General features: G+C 69.0%; 12 protein-coding genes. 9 read left to right on the top strand and 3 right to left on the bottom strand.

What is annotated here, in order from left to right; all coding sequences use genetic code 11:
* The first annotated feature begins 86 nt into the window (after positions 1-86).
* The 4 genes from secD to ACFV6H_RS08805 all read left to right on the top strand — a co-directional run bounded on the left by secD (position 87) and on the right by ACFV6H_RS08805 (position 6,266).
* On the top strand, positions 87-1,874 hold the full coding sequence (secD, locus tag ACFV6H_RS08820; protein WP_385539975.1) for a protein translocase subunit SecD: 1,788 nt from the start codon (positions 87-89) through the stop codon (positions 1,872-1,874).
* 1 nt (position 1,875) lies between these two features.
* Entirely contained in the window at positions 1,876-2,997 is a 1,122-nt protein-coding gene (gene secF / locus ACFV6H_RS08815) for a protein translocase subunit SecF (protein WP_385539973.1), read from the top strand.
* The gene (locus tag ACFV6H_RS08810) at positions 2,994-3,539 is read left to right on the top strand and encodes an adenine phosphoribosyltransferase (RefSeq protein WP_093604537.1); all 546 of its coding nucleotides are present in this window, start codon (positions 2,994-2,996) and stop codon (positions 3,537-3,539) included. The genes secF and ACFV6H_RS08810 overlap by 4 nt, the downstream gene beginning before the upstream one ends.
* 165 nt (positions 3,540-3,704) lie before the next feature.
* Entirely contained in the window at positions 3,705-6,266 is a 2,562-nt protein-coding gene (locus tag ACFV6H_RS08805; RefSeq protein WP_384976436.1) for a RelA/SpoT family protein, read from the top strand.
* Positions 6,267-6,392: 126 nt separating this feature from the next.
* Here ACFV6H_RS08805 and ACFV6H_RS08800 read toward each other — a convergent pair whose 3' ends face one another.
* A complete protein-coding gene (locus ACFV6H_RS08800) occupies positions 6,393-7,622 on the bottom strand; it encodes a DUF349 domain-containing protein (RefSeq protein ID WP_385539970.1) in 1,230 nt (409 codons plus the stop codon).
* A gap of 147 nt (positions 7,623-7,769) precedes the next feature.
* A complete protein-coding gene (locus ACFV6H_RS08795; protein ID WP_384976435.1) occupies positions 7,770-8,579 on the bottom strand; it encodes a peptidylprolyl isomerase in 810 nt (269 codons plus the stop codon).
* Between the two features lie 171 nt (positions 8,580-8,750).
* On the opposite strand from ACFV6H_RS08795, the gene ACFV6H_RS08790 reads away from it, so the two are divergent.
* The 4 genes from ACFV6H_RS08790 to ACFV6H_RS08775 all read left to right on the top strand — a co-directional run bounded on the left by ACFV6H_RS08790 (position 8,751) and on the right by ACFV6H_RS08775 (position 12,988).
* Positions 8,751-9,473 carry an MBL fold metallo-hydrolase gene (locus ACFV6H_RS08790; protein ID WP_385539967.1) on the top strand — a complete coding sequence of 241 codons (723 nt, stop codon included), beginning with the start codon at positions 8,751-8,753 and terminating at the stop codon, positions 9,471-9,473.
* Between the two features lie 14 nt (positions 9,474-9,487).
* Positions 9,488-10,753 carry a histidine--tRNA ligase gene (gene hisS / locus ACFV6H_RS08785; RefSeq protein ID WP_385539965.1) on the top strand — a complete coding sequence of 422 codons (1,266 nt, stop codon included), beginning with the start codon at positions 9,488-9,490 and terminating at the stop codon, positions 10,751-10,753.
* A 120-nt stretch (positions 10,754-10,873) separates the two neighbouring features.
* Positions 10,874-11,509 (top strand): vitamin K epoxide reductase family protein, encoded by a 636-nt coding sequence (locus ACFV6H_RS08780; protein ID WP_385539963.1) that lies wholly within the window; start codon positions 10,874-10,876, stop codon positions 11,507-11,509.
* A 123-nt stretch (positions 11,510-11,632) separates the two neighbouring features.
* Complete coding sequence (locus ACFV6H_RS08775; protein WP_385539961.1) at positions 11,633-12,988, top strand: replication-associated recombination protein A; 1,356 nt, start codon at positions 11,633-11,635, stop codon at positions 12,986-12,988.
* Positions 12,989-13,043: 55 nt separating this feature from the next.
* On the opposite strand, the gene ACFV6H_RS08770 is transcribed toward ACFV6H_RS08775, so the two are convergent.
* Entirely contained in the window at positions 13,044-13,736 is a 693-nt protein-coding gene (locus ACFV6H_RS08770; protein ID WP_385539959.1) for a DUF2470 domain-containing protein, read from the bottom strand.
* Positions 13,737-13,915: 179 nt separating this feature from the next.
* Between ACFV6H_RS08770 and rpsD the strand changes: the two genes are divergently transcribed.
* A complete protein-coding gene (gene rpsD, locus ACFV6H_RS08765) occupies positions 13,916-14,530 on the top strand; it encodes a 30S ribosomal protein S4 (RefSeq protein ID WP_046499535.1) in 615 nt (204 codons plus the stop codon).
* The last annotated feature ends 13 nt before the right edge of the window (positions 14,531-14,543 follow it).

The raw sequence follows: 14,543 nt of genomic DNA, 5'->3' as shown, positions 1-14,543 counted from the left end.
ATCTGCGGGGGCAGGTCCCCACTACACTTCGTGGCCGCTCCGGCGCACACCCGGCGTGGGGCGGTTGGACAGGGAGAATCGAGAAGGTGGCAGCACCTAATAAGGGCCGAAGGCAAGCGGGGTCCCCAGGCAGGCCGGGCCGCACCCTGGCACTGTTCCTGATTGCCATGGTCGCCCTCACGGGCGGGATGTTCTGGTCCGGTCATGTCACGCCACGTCTGGGGATCGACCTCGCGGGCGGCACGAGCATCACGCTCCAGGCGAAGAACACGCCGGGCAAGCCGAACGCGATCAACAAGACCAACATGGACACCGCCGTCGGCATCATCGAGCGGCGTGTCAACGGTCTTGGTGTCTCCGAGGCCGAGGTCCAGACCCAGGGCAACGAGAACATCATCGTCAATATCCCCAAGGGGACGAACGAGAAGCAGGCCAGGGAGCAGGTCGGCACGACCGCCCAGCTCTACTTCCGGCCGGTGCTGACCGTCGCGGACGGCGGGCAGACCGCTCCGCCGCCCGCGGCCAGCGGCTCCCCGAGCGGCTCTCCCAGCCCTTCGTCGAGCGCTTCGCCCGACGAGGCGACGGCCGGTGAGCCCTCCTCCTCGTCAAGTCCCTCGGCGAGCGCCACCACCCAGGGCCGGGCCGTCACGGGCGCCCTGACGAAGGACGCGACGCCCTCCCCGGGCAGCTCGGCGAGCGGCTCCACCTCGGGCGAGCCCAGCGCCCCGGCCACTCCGGATCCCGCGGCCACACCGTCCGCGGACCCGGCCACCGCCGCGCTGGAGAAGAAGTTCACGGACCTGGACTGCACCAAGGAGGCCCAGCGCACCAAGGCCAACCAGGGCGCGGCTCCCAAGGACACGATCGTCGCCTGCGGCCAGAACTCCGCGGACGCCTGGGAGAAGTACATCCTCGGCCCCGCCGAGCTGGAGGGCACGGACGTCGACGACGCCAAGGGCGTGCTCGACCCGCAGCGCGGCATGTGGATCGTCACGATGGACTTCACCGGTGGCGGCACCAAGAAGTTCCAGTCCATCACCGGCAAGCTGTCCCAGCAGCAGGCGCCGATGAACCAGTTCGCCATCGTCCTCGACGGCAATGTCGTCTCGGCGCCCTCGGTGAGCCAGACGCTCGGCGGCAGCGCCGAGATCTCCGGCAGCTTCACCCAGCAGTCCGCCCAGGACCTGGCCAACATCCTGTCGTACGGCGCGCTGCCTCTGACCTTCGAGGAGCAGAGCGTCACCACGGTCACCGCCGCGCTCGGCGGTGAGCAGCTGCACGCCGGTCTGATCGCCGGTGCGATCGGTCTCGCCCTGGTGATCATCTATCTGGTGACCTACTACCGCGGACTGTCGCTGATCGCCATCCTCAGCCTCGCGGCCTCGGCGATCATGACGTACACGATCATGGCCCTGCTCGGCCCGGGCATCGGCTTCGCGCTGAACCTGCCCGCGGTCTGCGGCGCCATCGTCGCCATCGGTATCACCGCGGACTCGTTCATCGTCTACTTCGAACGGATCCGGGACGAGATCCGCGAGGGCCGTACGCTCCGGCCGGCCGTCGAGCGTGCCTGGCCGCGCGCCCGGCGCACGATCCTGGTCTCCGACTTCGTGTCGTTCCTCGCCGCCGCGGTGCTCTTCCTCGTCACCGTCGGCAAGGTCCAGGGCTTCGCGTTCACCCTCGGCCTGACCACCGTCCTCGATGTGGTCGTGGTGTTCTTCTTCACCAAGCCGGTGATGACGCTCCTCGCCCGCAAGAAGTTCTTCGCCAGTGGACATCCCTGGTCCGGACTGGACCCGAAGCGGCTCGGCGCCAAGCCGCCGCTGCGCCGCTCCCGCCGTGCGAACGCCCCCACCGAACCGAAGGAGGCGTGAGATGTCGCGACTCGGCGCACTCGGCGCCCGGCTCTACCGCGGCGAGGTCGGCTACGACTTCGTCGGCAAGCGGAAGATCTGGTACGGGATCTCGATCCTGATCACCATCACGGCCATCGTCGGCCTGGCCGTACGCGGCCTCAACATGGGCATCGAGTTCAAGGGCGGCGCGGTCTTCACCGTCCCGAGCACCAGTGTCTCGGTGTCCCGGGCCCAGACGGACACCGAAGAGGCCTCCGGCCACGACGCGATCGTCCAGAAGCTCGGCAACGGCGGACTGCGGATCCAGGTCACCGAACTGGACACCAAGCAGGCCGACGCGGTGAAGACCCAGCTCGCCAAGGATCTGAACGTCGACGAGGCGAAGATCAACGCCGATCTGGTCGGACCGAGCTGGGGCCAGACGATCGCCAACAAGGCGTGGACAGGTCTCGGGATCTTTATGATCCTGGTGGTGATCTATCTCGCGATCGCCTTCGAATGGCGCATGGCGGTCGCTGCGCTGATCGCCCTGATCCATGACCTCACCATCACCGTCGGTGTGTACGCGCTGGTGGGCTTCGAGGTCACACCGGGCACGGTGATCGGTCTGCTGACCATTCTCGGTTACTCCCTCTACGACACGGTGGTCGTCTTCGACAGCCTCAAGGAGGGATCGAAGGACATCACCAAACAGACCCGCTGGACCTACAGCGAGGTCGCCAACCGGTCGATCAACGGCACTCTGGTGCGTTCGATCAACACCACCGTGGTCGCGCTGCTGCCGGTGGCCGGTCTGCTCTTCATCGGCGGCGGCTTCCTGGGCGCCGGCATGCTGAACGACATCTCGCTCTCGCTCTTCGTCGGCCTCGCCGCCGGTGCGTACTCCTCGATCTTCATCGCCACACCGCTCGTCGCCGACCTGAAGGAACGCGACCCGCAGATCAAGGCGCTGAAGAAGCGGGTGCTCAACAAGCGGGCGGCGGCCCTGGCCAAGGGCGAGACGGCCGAGGGAGCGGCCGACGCGGGCGCCGAGGACGATCCGGAGGACGCCGAGCCCGGCGAGGCCGCACCGGCCGCGGCCGTTGCCGGTCCGCGTGGTGGCCGCGGTGGCCGAGGCCGCCCGTCCGGGAGGCGCAGATGACGGACGACACCACACGGGAACTGCTGCTCAGCCGTATCCGTGATGTCGCCGACCATCCCAAGCCGGGAGTGGTGTTCAAGGACATCACTCCGCTGCTGGCCGATCCGAAGGCCTTCACGGCGCTGACCGACACCCTCGCCGAGCTCTGCACACGGCACGGCGCGACCAAGGTCGTCGGCCTGGAGGCACGCGGCTTCATCCTGGCCGCTCCGGTGGCGGTCCGGGCGGGCCTCGGGTTCATTCCCGTACGCAAGGCGGGCAAGCTCCCGGGCGCGACGCTCTCCCAGGCGTACGACCTGGAGTACGGCTCCGCCGAGCTGGAGGTCCACGCCGAGGACCTGGACGCGGCGGACCGCGTCATCGTCATCGACGATGTGCTCGCCACCGGAGGTACGGCCGAGGCCTCGGTCCAGCTCGTCCGACGGGCCGGCGCCGAGGTGGTGGGCGTCGCGGTCCTGATGGAGCTGGGATTCCTGGGCGGCAGGACCCGGCTGGAGCCGGAGCTGCGCGGAGCACCGCTGGACGCCCTGATCACGCTCTGACCACGCGCGCGGCGGATTACCGACCGACAGAACGGGCACCCGGGAACAACCGGGTGCCCGTCCTGCGTTCGGTGGAGTCCAGATCCTGGGGCGAGAGGGACGCCCGAGGTCGATACCATGGAGGTCCGGGCCTGACCGGGGACCTGGATCCCACGAGGAGCGCTCTTGCCAGAAGAGGTCCAGCCACTGGCCGCCGCGACGCCCGATCACCACGCGGAGCAGACCGCGGCGGCGCGAGCCGTGCCACGGGACAACGCCGCGGCGACCGCCGACGCGAAGGCCGCGCGCAATCCCGCGGAGATCTCGCACGCCCGGCCCACGGAGCCCGTGGAGCCCTCGCCGGCCGCCAGGCCCGCCCCGGAGCGGCCCTCGATGCCCGTCAGCGCGCCCAAGCCCGGCGCCACGGCCGCGCCGCGCACCGGTGGCTCCTCCAACCGCGTACGGGCCCGGCTCGCCCGGCTCGGCGTGCAGCGCTCCTCGCCGTACAACCCCGTCCTGGAGCCGCTGCTGCGGACCGTGCGCGGCAACGATCCCAAGATCGAGACCGCGACGCTGCGCCAGATCGAGAGCGCCTACCAGGTCGCCGAACGCTGGCACCGAGGCCAGAAGCGCAAGAGCGGCGATCCGTACATCACCCATCCACTCGCGGTGACGACGATCCTCGCCGAGCTGGGCATGGACCCGGCCACTCTGATGGCCGGTCTGCTGCATGACACCGTGGAGGACACCGAGTACGGCCTGGACACGCTGCGCCGTGACTTCGGCGACCAGGTCGCGCTGCTCGTCGACGGTGTCACCAAGCTGGACAAGGTCAAGTTCGGCGAGGCCGCGCAGGCCGAGACCGTACGCAAGATGGTCGTCGCCATGGCCAAGGACCCGCGTGTCCTGGTCATCAAGCTCGCCGACCGGCTGCACAACATGCGCACCATGCGCTATCTCAAGCGGGAGAAGCAGGAGAAGAAGGCCCGCGAGACGCTGGAGATCTACGCGCCACTGGCCCATCGGCTGGGCATGAACACCATCAAGTGGGAGCTGGAGGACCTCGCCTTCGCGATCCTCTACCCGAAGATGTACGACGAGATCGTCCGGCTGGTCGCCGAGCGCGCGCCCAAGCGCGACGAGTATCTGGCCATAGTGACCGACGAGGTCCAGTCCGATCTGCGCGCCGCCCGGATCAAGGCCACCGTCACCGGCCGCCCGAAGCACTACTACAGCGTCTACCAGAAGATGATCGTCCGCGGCCGGGACTTCGCGGAGATCTACGACCTGGTGGGCATCCGTGTCCTCGTCGACACCGTCCGTGACTGCTACGCGGCGCTCGGCACCGTCCACGCCCGGTGGAATCCGGTGCCCGGACGGTTCAAGGACTACATCGCGATGCCCAAGTTCAACATGTACCAGTCGCTGCACACGACGGTCATCGGGCCCAACGGCAAGCCGGTCGAGCTCCAGATCCGTACGTTCGACATGCACCGCCGCGCCGAGTACGGCATCGCCGCGCACTGGAAGTACAAGCAGGAGGCCGTCGCCGGCGCCTCCAAGGTCCGTACGGACGTACCGAGGAACGCGGGCAAGGGCGCGGGCCAGGACACCGTCAATGACATGGCGTGGCTGCGCCAGCTGCTGGACTGGCAGAAGGAGACCGAGGACCCGAGCGAGTTCCTGGAGTCGCTCCGCTTCGACCTCTCGCGCAACGAGGTCTTCGTCTTCACGCCCAAGGGCGATGTCATAGCGCTGCCGGCCGGTGCCACTCCGGTCGACTTCGCGTACGCCGTGCACACGGAGGTCGGCCACCGCACCATAGGAGCCCGGGTCAACGGGCGGCTCGTACCGCTCGAATCGACTCTCGACAACGGCGATCTGGTCGAGGTCTTCACCTCCAAGGCCTCCGGAGCCGGTCCCTCGCGCGACTGGCTGGGCTTCGTCAAATCCCCGCGCGCCAGGAACAAGATCCGCGCGTGGTTCTCCAAGGAGCGCCGCGACGAGGCGATCGAACACGGCAAGGACGCCATCGCACGCGCGATGCGCAAGCAGAATCTGCCGATCCAGCGCATCCTCACCGGAGACTCGCTGGTCACGCTGGCGCACGAGATGCGCTATCCCGATATCTCGTCGCTGTACGCGGCGATCGGCGAGGGCCATGTGGCCGCGCAGGGCGTCGTACAGAAGCTGGTGCAGGCCCTCGGCGGCGAGGAGGCGGCCAACGAGGACATCGCCGAGAGCGCACCGCCCTCGCGCGGACGCACCAAGCGCCGCTCCAACGCCGATCCGGGCGTGGTCGTCAAGGGCGTCGAGGATGTCTGGGTCAAGCTGGCCCGCTGCTGTACCCCGGTTCCCGGTGACCCGATCATCGGCTTTGTCACCCGAGGCAGCGGTGTCTCGGTGCACCGCGCCGACTGCGTCAATGTGGACTCGCTCTCCCAGCAGCCCGAACGGATCCAGGGCGTCGAATGGGCGCCCACCCAGTCCTCGGTCTTCCTGGTCGCCATCCAGGTCGAGGCACTGGACCGCTCCCGGCTGCTGTCGGACGTTACGCGTGTGCTGTCCGACCAGCATGTGAACATCCTGTCGGCGGCGGTGCAGACCTCGCGCGACCGGGTCGCCACCTCACGGTTCACCTTCGAGATGGGCGATCCGAAGCATCTCGGGCATGTGCTGAAGGCGGTACGGGGCGTGGAGGGCGTGTACGACGTCTACCGGGTCACCTCGGCGCGCAGACCGTCGTAGCACCAGGCACGCCGTAGCACCAGGCACACCGTGGGACCAGGAACAGGGCAACGCCGAAGGGCGCCTCGTACGGGAGGTACGGGGCGCCCTTCGGCGTTACGGATACCGCGGTGGTTCTCAGCCTGCTCAGCCGCCGAACTCCTGGAGGCCCTTCAGCGCCTGGTCCAGCAGCGCCTGGCGGCCCTCCAGCTCCTTGGCGAGCTTGTCCGCCCTGGCGTTGTTGCCCGCCGCGCGCGCCGCGTCGATCTGCGTACGCAGCTTGTCGACGGCCGCCTGGAGCTGGCCCGTCAGACCCGCGGCACGGGCGCGTGCCTCCGGGTTCGTACGGCGCCACTCGTTCTCCTCGGACTCCTGAAGCGCCCGCTCCACCGTGTGCATCCGGCCCTCGACCTTGGGCCTGGCGTCGCGCGGCACATGCCCGATCGCCTCCCAGCGCTCATTGAGCGCCCGGAAAGCCGCCCTGGCCGCCTTGAGATCCGTGACCGGCAGCAGCCGCTCGGCCTCGACCGCCAGCTCCTCCTTGAGCTTCAGATTCTCGGTCTGCTCAGCGTCGCGCTCGGCGAAGACCTCGCCGCGCGCCGCGAAGAAGACATCCTGGGCGCCGCGGAAGCGGTTCCACAGATCGTCCTCGGCCTCGCGCTGGGCGCGGCCCGCCGCCTTCCAGTCCGTCATCAGCTCGCGGTAACGGGCCGCCGTGGCGCCCCAGTCCGTGGAGCCGGAGAGCGACTCGGCCTCCGCGACCAGCTTCTCCTTGGTCTTACGGGCATCCTCGCGCTGCGCGTCGAGCGCCGCGAAATGGGCCTTGCGACGCTTGGAGAACGCCGAGCGCGCGTGCGAGAAACGGTGCCACAGCTCGTCGTCGGACTTCCGGTCCAGCCTCGGCAGGCCCTTCCAGGTGTCCACCAGCGCCCTCAGCCGCTCGCCGGCCGAGCGCCACTGGTCGCTCTGGGCGAGCTGTTCCGCCTCGGTGACCAGCTCCTCCTTGGCGTGGCGCGCCTCGTCGGTCTGCTTCGCCCGCTGCGCCTTGCGCTCCTCACGGCGCGAGTCGACCGTCGCGATCAGCCCGTCGAGCCGTTTGCGCAGTGCTTCGAGATCACCCACGGCATGGTGTTCGTCGATCTGTCCGCGCAGATGGTCGATGGCCGTCGCCGCGTCCTTCGCGGACAGATCGGTGGTCTTCACCCGCCGTTCGAGGAGGTCGATCTCGACAACCAAGCCCTCGTACTTGCGCTCGAAATAGGCCAGAGCCTCCTCGGGAGAGCCTGCCTGCCACGATCCGACGACCTGCTCGCCCTCGGCCGTCCGCACGTACACGGTGCCCGTCTCGTCGACGCGGCCCCACGGGTCGCTGCTCACAGCGCCTCCTCCACCTGATGCCACCGGGGCAGTGCCCCGGGCATCATCCACAGTTTCCTGGGACGGGCTGCGCCCGCCCTGCACAACGCCAATCTAGGCGACCGGCCGCCCGGCTGTCCGCACTCAGCACGGCCGAAATTCAGAGGGTCACGCCTTGTCGACCGTGCCCTTCTCCACGGTGACGGCCTTCTTGGGCGCGCCGTCGCCCGTACCGCCGTCCACACCGGCCTCTGCCACCGCTTTCACGGTCTTGAGCCCGGTCTCGTCCATGGTCCCGAACGGCGTGTAGCTGGGCGGGAGTTTGGTGTCCTTGTAGACCAGGAAGAACTGGCTTCCGCCGGTGTGCGGCTGGCCGGTATTGGCCATTGCCACGGTTCCCGCCGGGTACGTGACGGTGCCGTCCGCGGCCGGCTTGCCGAGGGCGGTCAGATTCTCGTCGGCGATCGTGTAGCCGGGACCGCCGGTCCCGTCGCCCTTCGGATCGCCGCACTGGAGGACGAAGATGCCCTGCGTGGTCAGCCGATGACACTTCGTGTTGTCGAAGTAACCCTTGTCCGCGAGGGCCTTGAAGGAGTTCACCGTCTCCGGTGTCTTCTTGCCGTCCATCGTGATCGCGATGTCGCCCTGGTTCGTCTTGAGCGACAGTGTGTACTTCGCCGACTTGTCGATCGCCATCTTCGGCGCGGGCGCGCTGCTCTCCGCCTCCGACGGCGACGGAGTCGGCTCCGCGGACGTGGACGCGGAGGCGTCCGGCGAGGACGCCTTGTTCTCGCTGTCGCCGCCGGTCAGCCCGCCGGAGGCCCACGCGGCGGCGCCGCCGACGACCACGACGGCCAGTACGGCGGCGATGACGGTGTTGCGGCGCTTCGCCTTCTTCCTGGCCTCCGTCCGGCGCTGCTGCTGCCGCTCGAACTTCTCCCGGGCGAGCTGCCGCCGCCGCTGATCGTTGTTGACCACCGGGTCTACTCCTCGTTGTGTAAGTGATCCTGCCGGTCCGGCCGTACGTACGGGCCCAGCAGGTCCTGTCCGACCTAGCCCCGTACGGTATCTGGGTTGGCTGTGGAATGAGCAGCGCCGGTAGGCTCTGATCTGCTGCATTCCTCCGACGGACGACATATAAGGACGATCGTGCTCATTGCCGGGTTCCCCGCCGGGGCCTGGGGGACCAACTGCTATCTGGTCGCCCCCGCCGCGGGTGAGGAGTGCGTGATCATCGACCCGGGCCATCAGGCCGCCCAGGGTGTCGAGGACGCGGTGAGGAAGCATCGGCTCAAGCCCGTTGCCGTCATCCTCACCCATGGGCACATCGACCATGTCGCCTCGGTCGTCCCGGTGTGCGGAGCCCATGACGTACCGGCGTGGATCCATCCCGCGGACCGGTACATGATGAGCGACCCGGAGAAGGCACTCGGCCGCTCGATCGGGATGCCGTTGATGGGCGAGCTGACCGTGGGGGAGCCGGACGATGTCCAGGAGCTCGCCGACGGCGCGCAACTGAGGCTGGCGGGCCTGGAGTTGACCGTCGCGCACGCGCCCGGCCATACCAAGGGGTCGGTGGCGTTCGGAATGCCCGAGGCGTTCGGCGGGGCGGATGTTCCGCCGGTCCTCTTCTCGGGCGATCTGCTCTTCGCCGGCTCCGTCGGACGCACCGACATGCCCGGTGGCGACCACGCCGAGATGATCGAGTCGCTGGGCCGTGTGTGCCTGCCGCTCGACGACTCGACCGTGGTGCTGTCCGGCCACGGCCCCCAGACGACCATCGGCCGCGAGCGCGCCACCAATCCCTATCTCAGGGAAGTGGCCGCCGGCCACGGAAGCGGCCCCGACGCCGCTCCGCGACGAGGAATGTGACACACCGGATCACCATGAGCACTTTCCAGGCCCCCAAGGGCACCTACGATCTGATCCCGCCCGACTCCGCGGTCTTCCTCGCGGTGCGCGAGGCGATCTCCGCGCCGCTGAAGAACTCCGGCTACGGCTATGTCGAGACGCCCGGCTTCGAGAACGTCGAGCTGTTCGCCCGAGGTGTCGGCGAGTCCACCGACATTGTCTCCAAGGAGATGTACGCCTTCGAGACCAAGGGCGGCGACAAGCTGGCGCTGCGTCCCGAAGGCACCGCCTCCGTCCTGCGCGCCGCGCTGGAGGCCAATCTGCACAAGGCCGGGAATCTGCCGGTCAAACTCTGGTACTCCGGCTCGTACTACCGCTACGAGCGCCCGCAGAAGGGCCGTTACCGCCACTTCTCGCAGGTCGGCGCCGAGGCGATCGGCGCCGAGGATCCCGCGCTGGACGCCGAGTTGATCATTCTGGCCGACCAGGCGTACCGCTCGCTCGGTCTGCGGAACTTCCGCATCCTGCTCAACTCCCTTGGCGACAAGGAGTGCCGGCCCGTCTACCGCGAGGCGCTCCAGGCCTTTCTGCGCGCTCTCGACCTGGACGAGGACACCCGCCGCCGTATCGAGATCAATCCGCTGCGCGTCCTCGACGACAAGCGCGCCGATGTACAGAAGCAGCTCGTCGGGGCGCCGCTGTTCCGCGACTATCTGTGCGACGCGTGCAAGGCGTACCACGAAGAGGTCAGGGAGCTGCTGACCGCGGCGGGAGTGGCGTACGAGGACGACGAGAGGCTCGTCCGCGGTCTCGACTACTACACACGCACCACGTTCGAGTTCGTCCACGACGGTCTCGGCGCGCAGTCCGCGGTGGGCGGCGGCGGCCGGTACGACGGACTCTCCGAGATGATCGGCGGTCCCGCGCTGCCGTCCGTCGGCTGGGCACTCGGTGTGGACCGTACGGTGCTGGCGCTGGAGGCCGAGGGCATCCGGCTCGATCTGCCGGGCGCCACCAGTGTCTTCGCGGTCCCGCTGGGCGAGGAGGCCAGACGGCGGCTCTTCGCCGTGGTCACCGAGCTGCGCAGGGCCGGGGTCGCCGCCGACTTCGCGTACGGAGGCAAGGGCCTCAAGGGCGCCATGAAGAACGCCAACAGGTCCGGTGCCCGCTACACGATCGTCGCGGGCGAGCGCGATCTCGCCGAGGGCGTGGCCCAGCTCAAGGACATGGAGAGCGGCGAGCAGGCGCCGGTCGCGCTCGACGCCCTGGTGACGGAGCTGACACGGCGGCTGCGCGGCTGAGTGCCCCGGGGAGGGCCGTTCGGTCCCTCCCCGGACCCACAGACCCGTGGGGCACAATGAGTCCGCGCCGCCTGCGGACGACGGCGTGCCCCACGGCACCGGAGTGAGGGAACGGCGGATATGAAGAGTGCGGCACTGGACGAAGTCTCCTCCGAGCGGGAGGAACGGAGCGCCGCCGGTACGGTCGGCGGCGGCCGGGCGTTCGCGCTGCTGCTGGTGATCACGGGCGCCGCCGGGCTGCTGGCGGCGTGGGTGATCACGCTCGACAAGTTCAAGCTGCTTGAGGATCCGAACTTCACGCCGGGATGCAGTCTCAATCCCGTGGTCTCCTGCGGCAATGTCATGAAGAGCGAGCAGGCGTCGGTCTTCGGTTTCCCGAATCCGATGCTCGGGCTGGTGACCTACGCCGTGGTGATCGCCATTGGTGTGGGACTGCTGGCCGGGGCACGCTACCGGCGCTGGTTCTGGCTCGGGCTCAACGCGGGCACGCTCTTCGGTGTCGGCTTCTGCACCTGGCTCCAGTACCAGTCCCTGTACAACATCAACGCGCTCTGCCTGTGGTGCTGTCTGGCCTGGGTCGCCACGATCACCATGTTCTGGTACGTGACGTCCCACAACGTCCGCCATGGAGTGCTGCCCGCGCCCGGTGCGCTGCGCGGCTTCCTCGGCGAGTTCACCTGGGTACTGCCCGCACTGCACATCGGGATCATCGGGATGCTCATCCTGACCCGGTGGTGGGACTTCTGGACGAGCTGAGCGGGCGGCACGAGCTGAGCCGGCGGCACGAACTGAGTCGGCGGCGGCCGGGCCGGCCCGGCGACCGCACGGCCAGGACCGCCCGGACCTGCGTTGTCAGTGGTCTGGCATAGGCTTCAACGCGTGGAGCCCGACCTCTTTACCGCAGCGGCCGAAGAACGCCAGGAGAAGGATCCGTCCAGCAGCCCTCTGGCCGTCCGGATGCGCCCGCGCGTCCTTGACGAAGTCGTCGGCCAGGCGCATCTGCTCAAGCCCGGATCACCGCTGCGCCGGCTGGTGGGCGAAGGCGGCGGCGGTCCGGCCGGACCTTCGTCCGTGATCCTCTGGGGCCCGCCGGGCACCGGTAAGACGACGCTCGCGTATGTGGTCTCCAAGGCGACCAACAAGCGCTTCGTGGAGCTGTCCGCGATCACCGCGGGCGTCAAGGAGGTACGGGCCGTCATCGACGGAGCCCGCCGGGCCTCCGGCGGCTTCGGCAAGGACACCGTCCTCTTCCTGGACGAGATCCACCGCTTCAGCAAGGCCCAGCAGGACTCCCTGCTGCCCGCCGTGGAGAACCGCTGGGTGACGCTCATCGCCGCCACCACCGAGAATCCGTACTTCTCGGTGATCTCCCCGCTGCTCTCGCGCTCCCTGCTGCTCACGCTGGAGCCGCTGACGGACGACGATCTGCGCGGTCTGCTGCGGCGGGCGCTCACCGAGGAGCGCGGTCTCGGCGGTGCCCTCACTCTGCCCGAGGACGCCGAGGCGCATCTGCTGCGGATCGCGGGCGGCGACGCCCGCCGTGCGCTGACCGCCCTGGAGGCCGCGGCCGGCGCCGCGCTCGACAAGGGCGAGGCCGAGGTCGCCCTCAAGACGGTGGAGGAGACCGTCGACCGCGCGGCGGTGAACTACGACCGCCAGGGCGACCAGCATTACGACGTGGCGAGCGCGCTCATCAAGTCGATCAGAGGCTCCGACGTGGACGCGGCGCTGCACTATCTGGCCCGGATGATCGACGCGGGAGAGGATCCACGGTTCATCGCTCGCCGGCTGATGATCTCGGCGAGCGAGGACATCGGTCTCGCCGATCCCACCGCCCTGCCCACAGCGGTCGCCGCAGCCCAGGCCGTGGCCATGATCGGCTTCCCGGAGGCCGCCCTCACCCTGAGCCACGCCACCATCGCGCTGGCGCTCGCGCCGAAGTCGAACGCGGCCACCACCGCGATCTCGGCGGCGCTGGAGGATGTACGGAAGGGACTGGCGGGACCGGTCCCGGCCCATCTACGCGACGGCCACTACAAGGGCGCGGCCAAGCTCGGCCATGCCCAGGGCTATGTCTATCCGCATGACGTGCCCGGTGGTGTCGCCGCCCAGCAGTACGCTCCGGACGGCGTGCAGGGCAGGCGTTACTACGAGCCCACGCGGTACGGAGCCGAGGCGCGGTACGCGGACGTGGTGGACAAGGTCCGCGAGCGGCTGCGCGGCGACGGCGGCTGATCGGACGGTCTCGAATCCGGCGGCCTCGGATCTGGCCGTCCCGGATCCGATGGTCTCAGTGCGAGGCCGCGTCGAAGAGCGCGTGCATGGCCCGGCGCAGCTCGCTCATGCTCTGTACCGGCTCGGGAAAGTCGAAGCGGGCGTCGAAGCACTGGACGCCGGTGAAGCGGACCCGCAGCCCGAAGCGGTCGAGCCCGACCGGTACGGCCACGGTCCCGGCCGCCGACAGGGCACCGGAGCGCTCGCCGAGCAGTCCGCGCAGCGTCCGTACCTCGGCGCTGTGCGCGGAGTGGAGATGCTGGAGCAGCTCCGCCTCGTGCTCTGTCAGCGGATCCGGCACGGCCGCCGCGAAGTCCTCGGGCGCCACCTCGGCCGCGCCCCAGAGATCGTCCACGGACGCCTCGGTCACCGTCAGCCGCAGAGCTGTACGCCCAGGCTCGGCCGGGCCTGCCTGCACGGTGAGCGGTCCGGAGAGCCGGGCACGGCCCCGGATACGGTGAGGCACGGAGACCGGTGCGACATCCGTGAGCTCCAGCACCGCGCTCAGCCCGCCCTCCGGCGCGCGCGTGGCGGCCCGTACGGCGGGAGAGCCGGCCGGGAAGACGAGCAGCACCTCTCCGTCGGGCCCGACGGTCCGTGTGTCGGGCACGATCTGGCAGGGCTCTGTCCCGTCCAGGCCCGGGACGAGCAGCACCGCCGAGCATGTACCCTGTACGAGAGTTCGTGTGCGTTCGGCTGCTGACGGCATCCGATCGATTTCAAGCCCGCTGGGACGCGGCTGACCATGAGCTGATCGGACCTCCGTCGAATCGGTGCCCTGCGCGTCGAGGCTGCTGTCTGTGATGCGCGTGGTGTTCCCGGAGCGAGACATGCGATCTCCTTAAGTAAGGTGAGCCTAACCTAACCTACAATGGAGGTCTGGAGAACGTGCCTAACCAGTCGCGTCCCAAGGTCAAGAAGTCCCGTGCGCTCGGTATCGCGCTGACGCCGAAGGCCGTCAAGTACTTCGAGGCCCGTCCTTACCCGCCGGGTGAGCACGGTCGTGGACGCAAGCAGAACAGTGACTACAAGGTCCGTCTGCTGGAGAAGCAGCGTCTGCGCGCCCAGTACGACATCAGCGAGCGCCAGATGGCCCGTGCCTACGACCGCGCCAAGAAGGCCGAGGGCAAGACGGGCGAGGCCCTGGTCGTCGAGCTGGAGCGCCGTCTCGACGCGCTGGTGCTGCGTTCGGGCATCGCCCGCACCATCTACCAGGCCCGCCAGATGGTCGTCCACGGCCACATCGAGGTCAACGGCGGCAAGGTTGACAAGCCGTCCTTCCGCGTCCGTCCCGACGACGTGGTGATGGTCCGCGAGCGCAGCCGCGACAAGGTTCCCTTCCAGGTCGCGCGCGAAGGTGGCTACGACACCGACGGCGAGACGCCGCGCTACCTCCAGGTCAATCTGAAGGCCCTGGCGTTCCGCCTGGACCGTGACCCGCAGCGCAAGGAAATCCCGGTCATCTGCGACGAGCAGCTCGTCGTCGAGTACTACGCCCGCTGATCCGGATCCGGCA

Origin of the sequence: Streptomyces sp. NPDC059743 (genome assembly GCF_042732975.1) — a bacterium.
Taxonomy (GTDB): domain Bacteria; phylum Actinomycetota; class Actinomycetes; order Streptomycetales; family Streptomycetaceae; genus Streptomyces.
The sequence above is the reverse complement of the archived record's forward strand: the minus strand, read 5'-3'. Positions and strand labels throughout refer to the sequence as shown.

Excerpts from the sequence above, each read along its gene's own strand:
- secF (WP_385539973.1), top strand. The coding sequence starts at position 1,876 with ATGTCGCGACTCGGCGCACTCGGCGCCCGGCTCTACCGCGGCGAGGTC.
- ACFV6H_RS08810 (WP_093604537.1), top strand. The coding sequence starts at position 2,994 with ATGACGGACGACACCACACGGGAACTGCTGCTCAGCCGTATCCGTGAT.
- hisS (WP_385539965.1), top strand. The coding sequence starts at position 9,488 with ATGAGCACTTTCCAGGCCCCCAAGGGCACCTACGATCTGATCCCGCCC.
- ACFV6H_RS08780 (WP_385539963.1), top strand. The coding sequence starts at position 10,874 with ATGAAGAGTGCGGCACTGGACGAAGTCTCCTCCGAGCGGGAGGAACGG.
- ACFV6H_RS08770 (WP_385539959.1), bottom strand. The coding sequence starts at position 13,736 with ATGCCGTCAGCAGCCGAACGCACACGAACTCTCGTACAGGGTACATGC.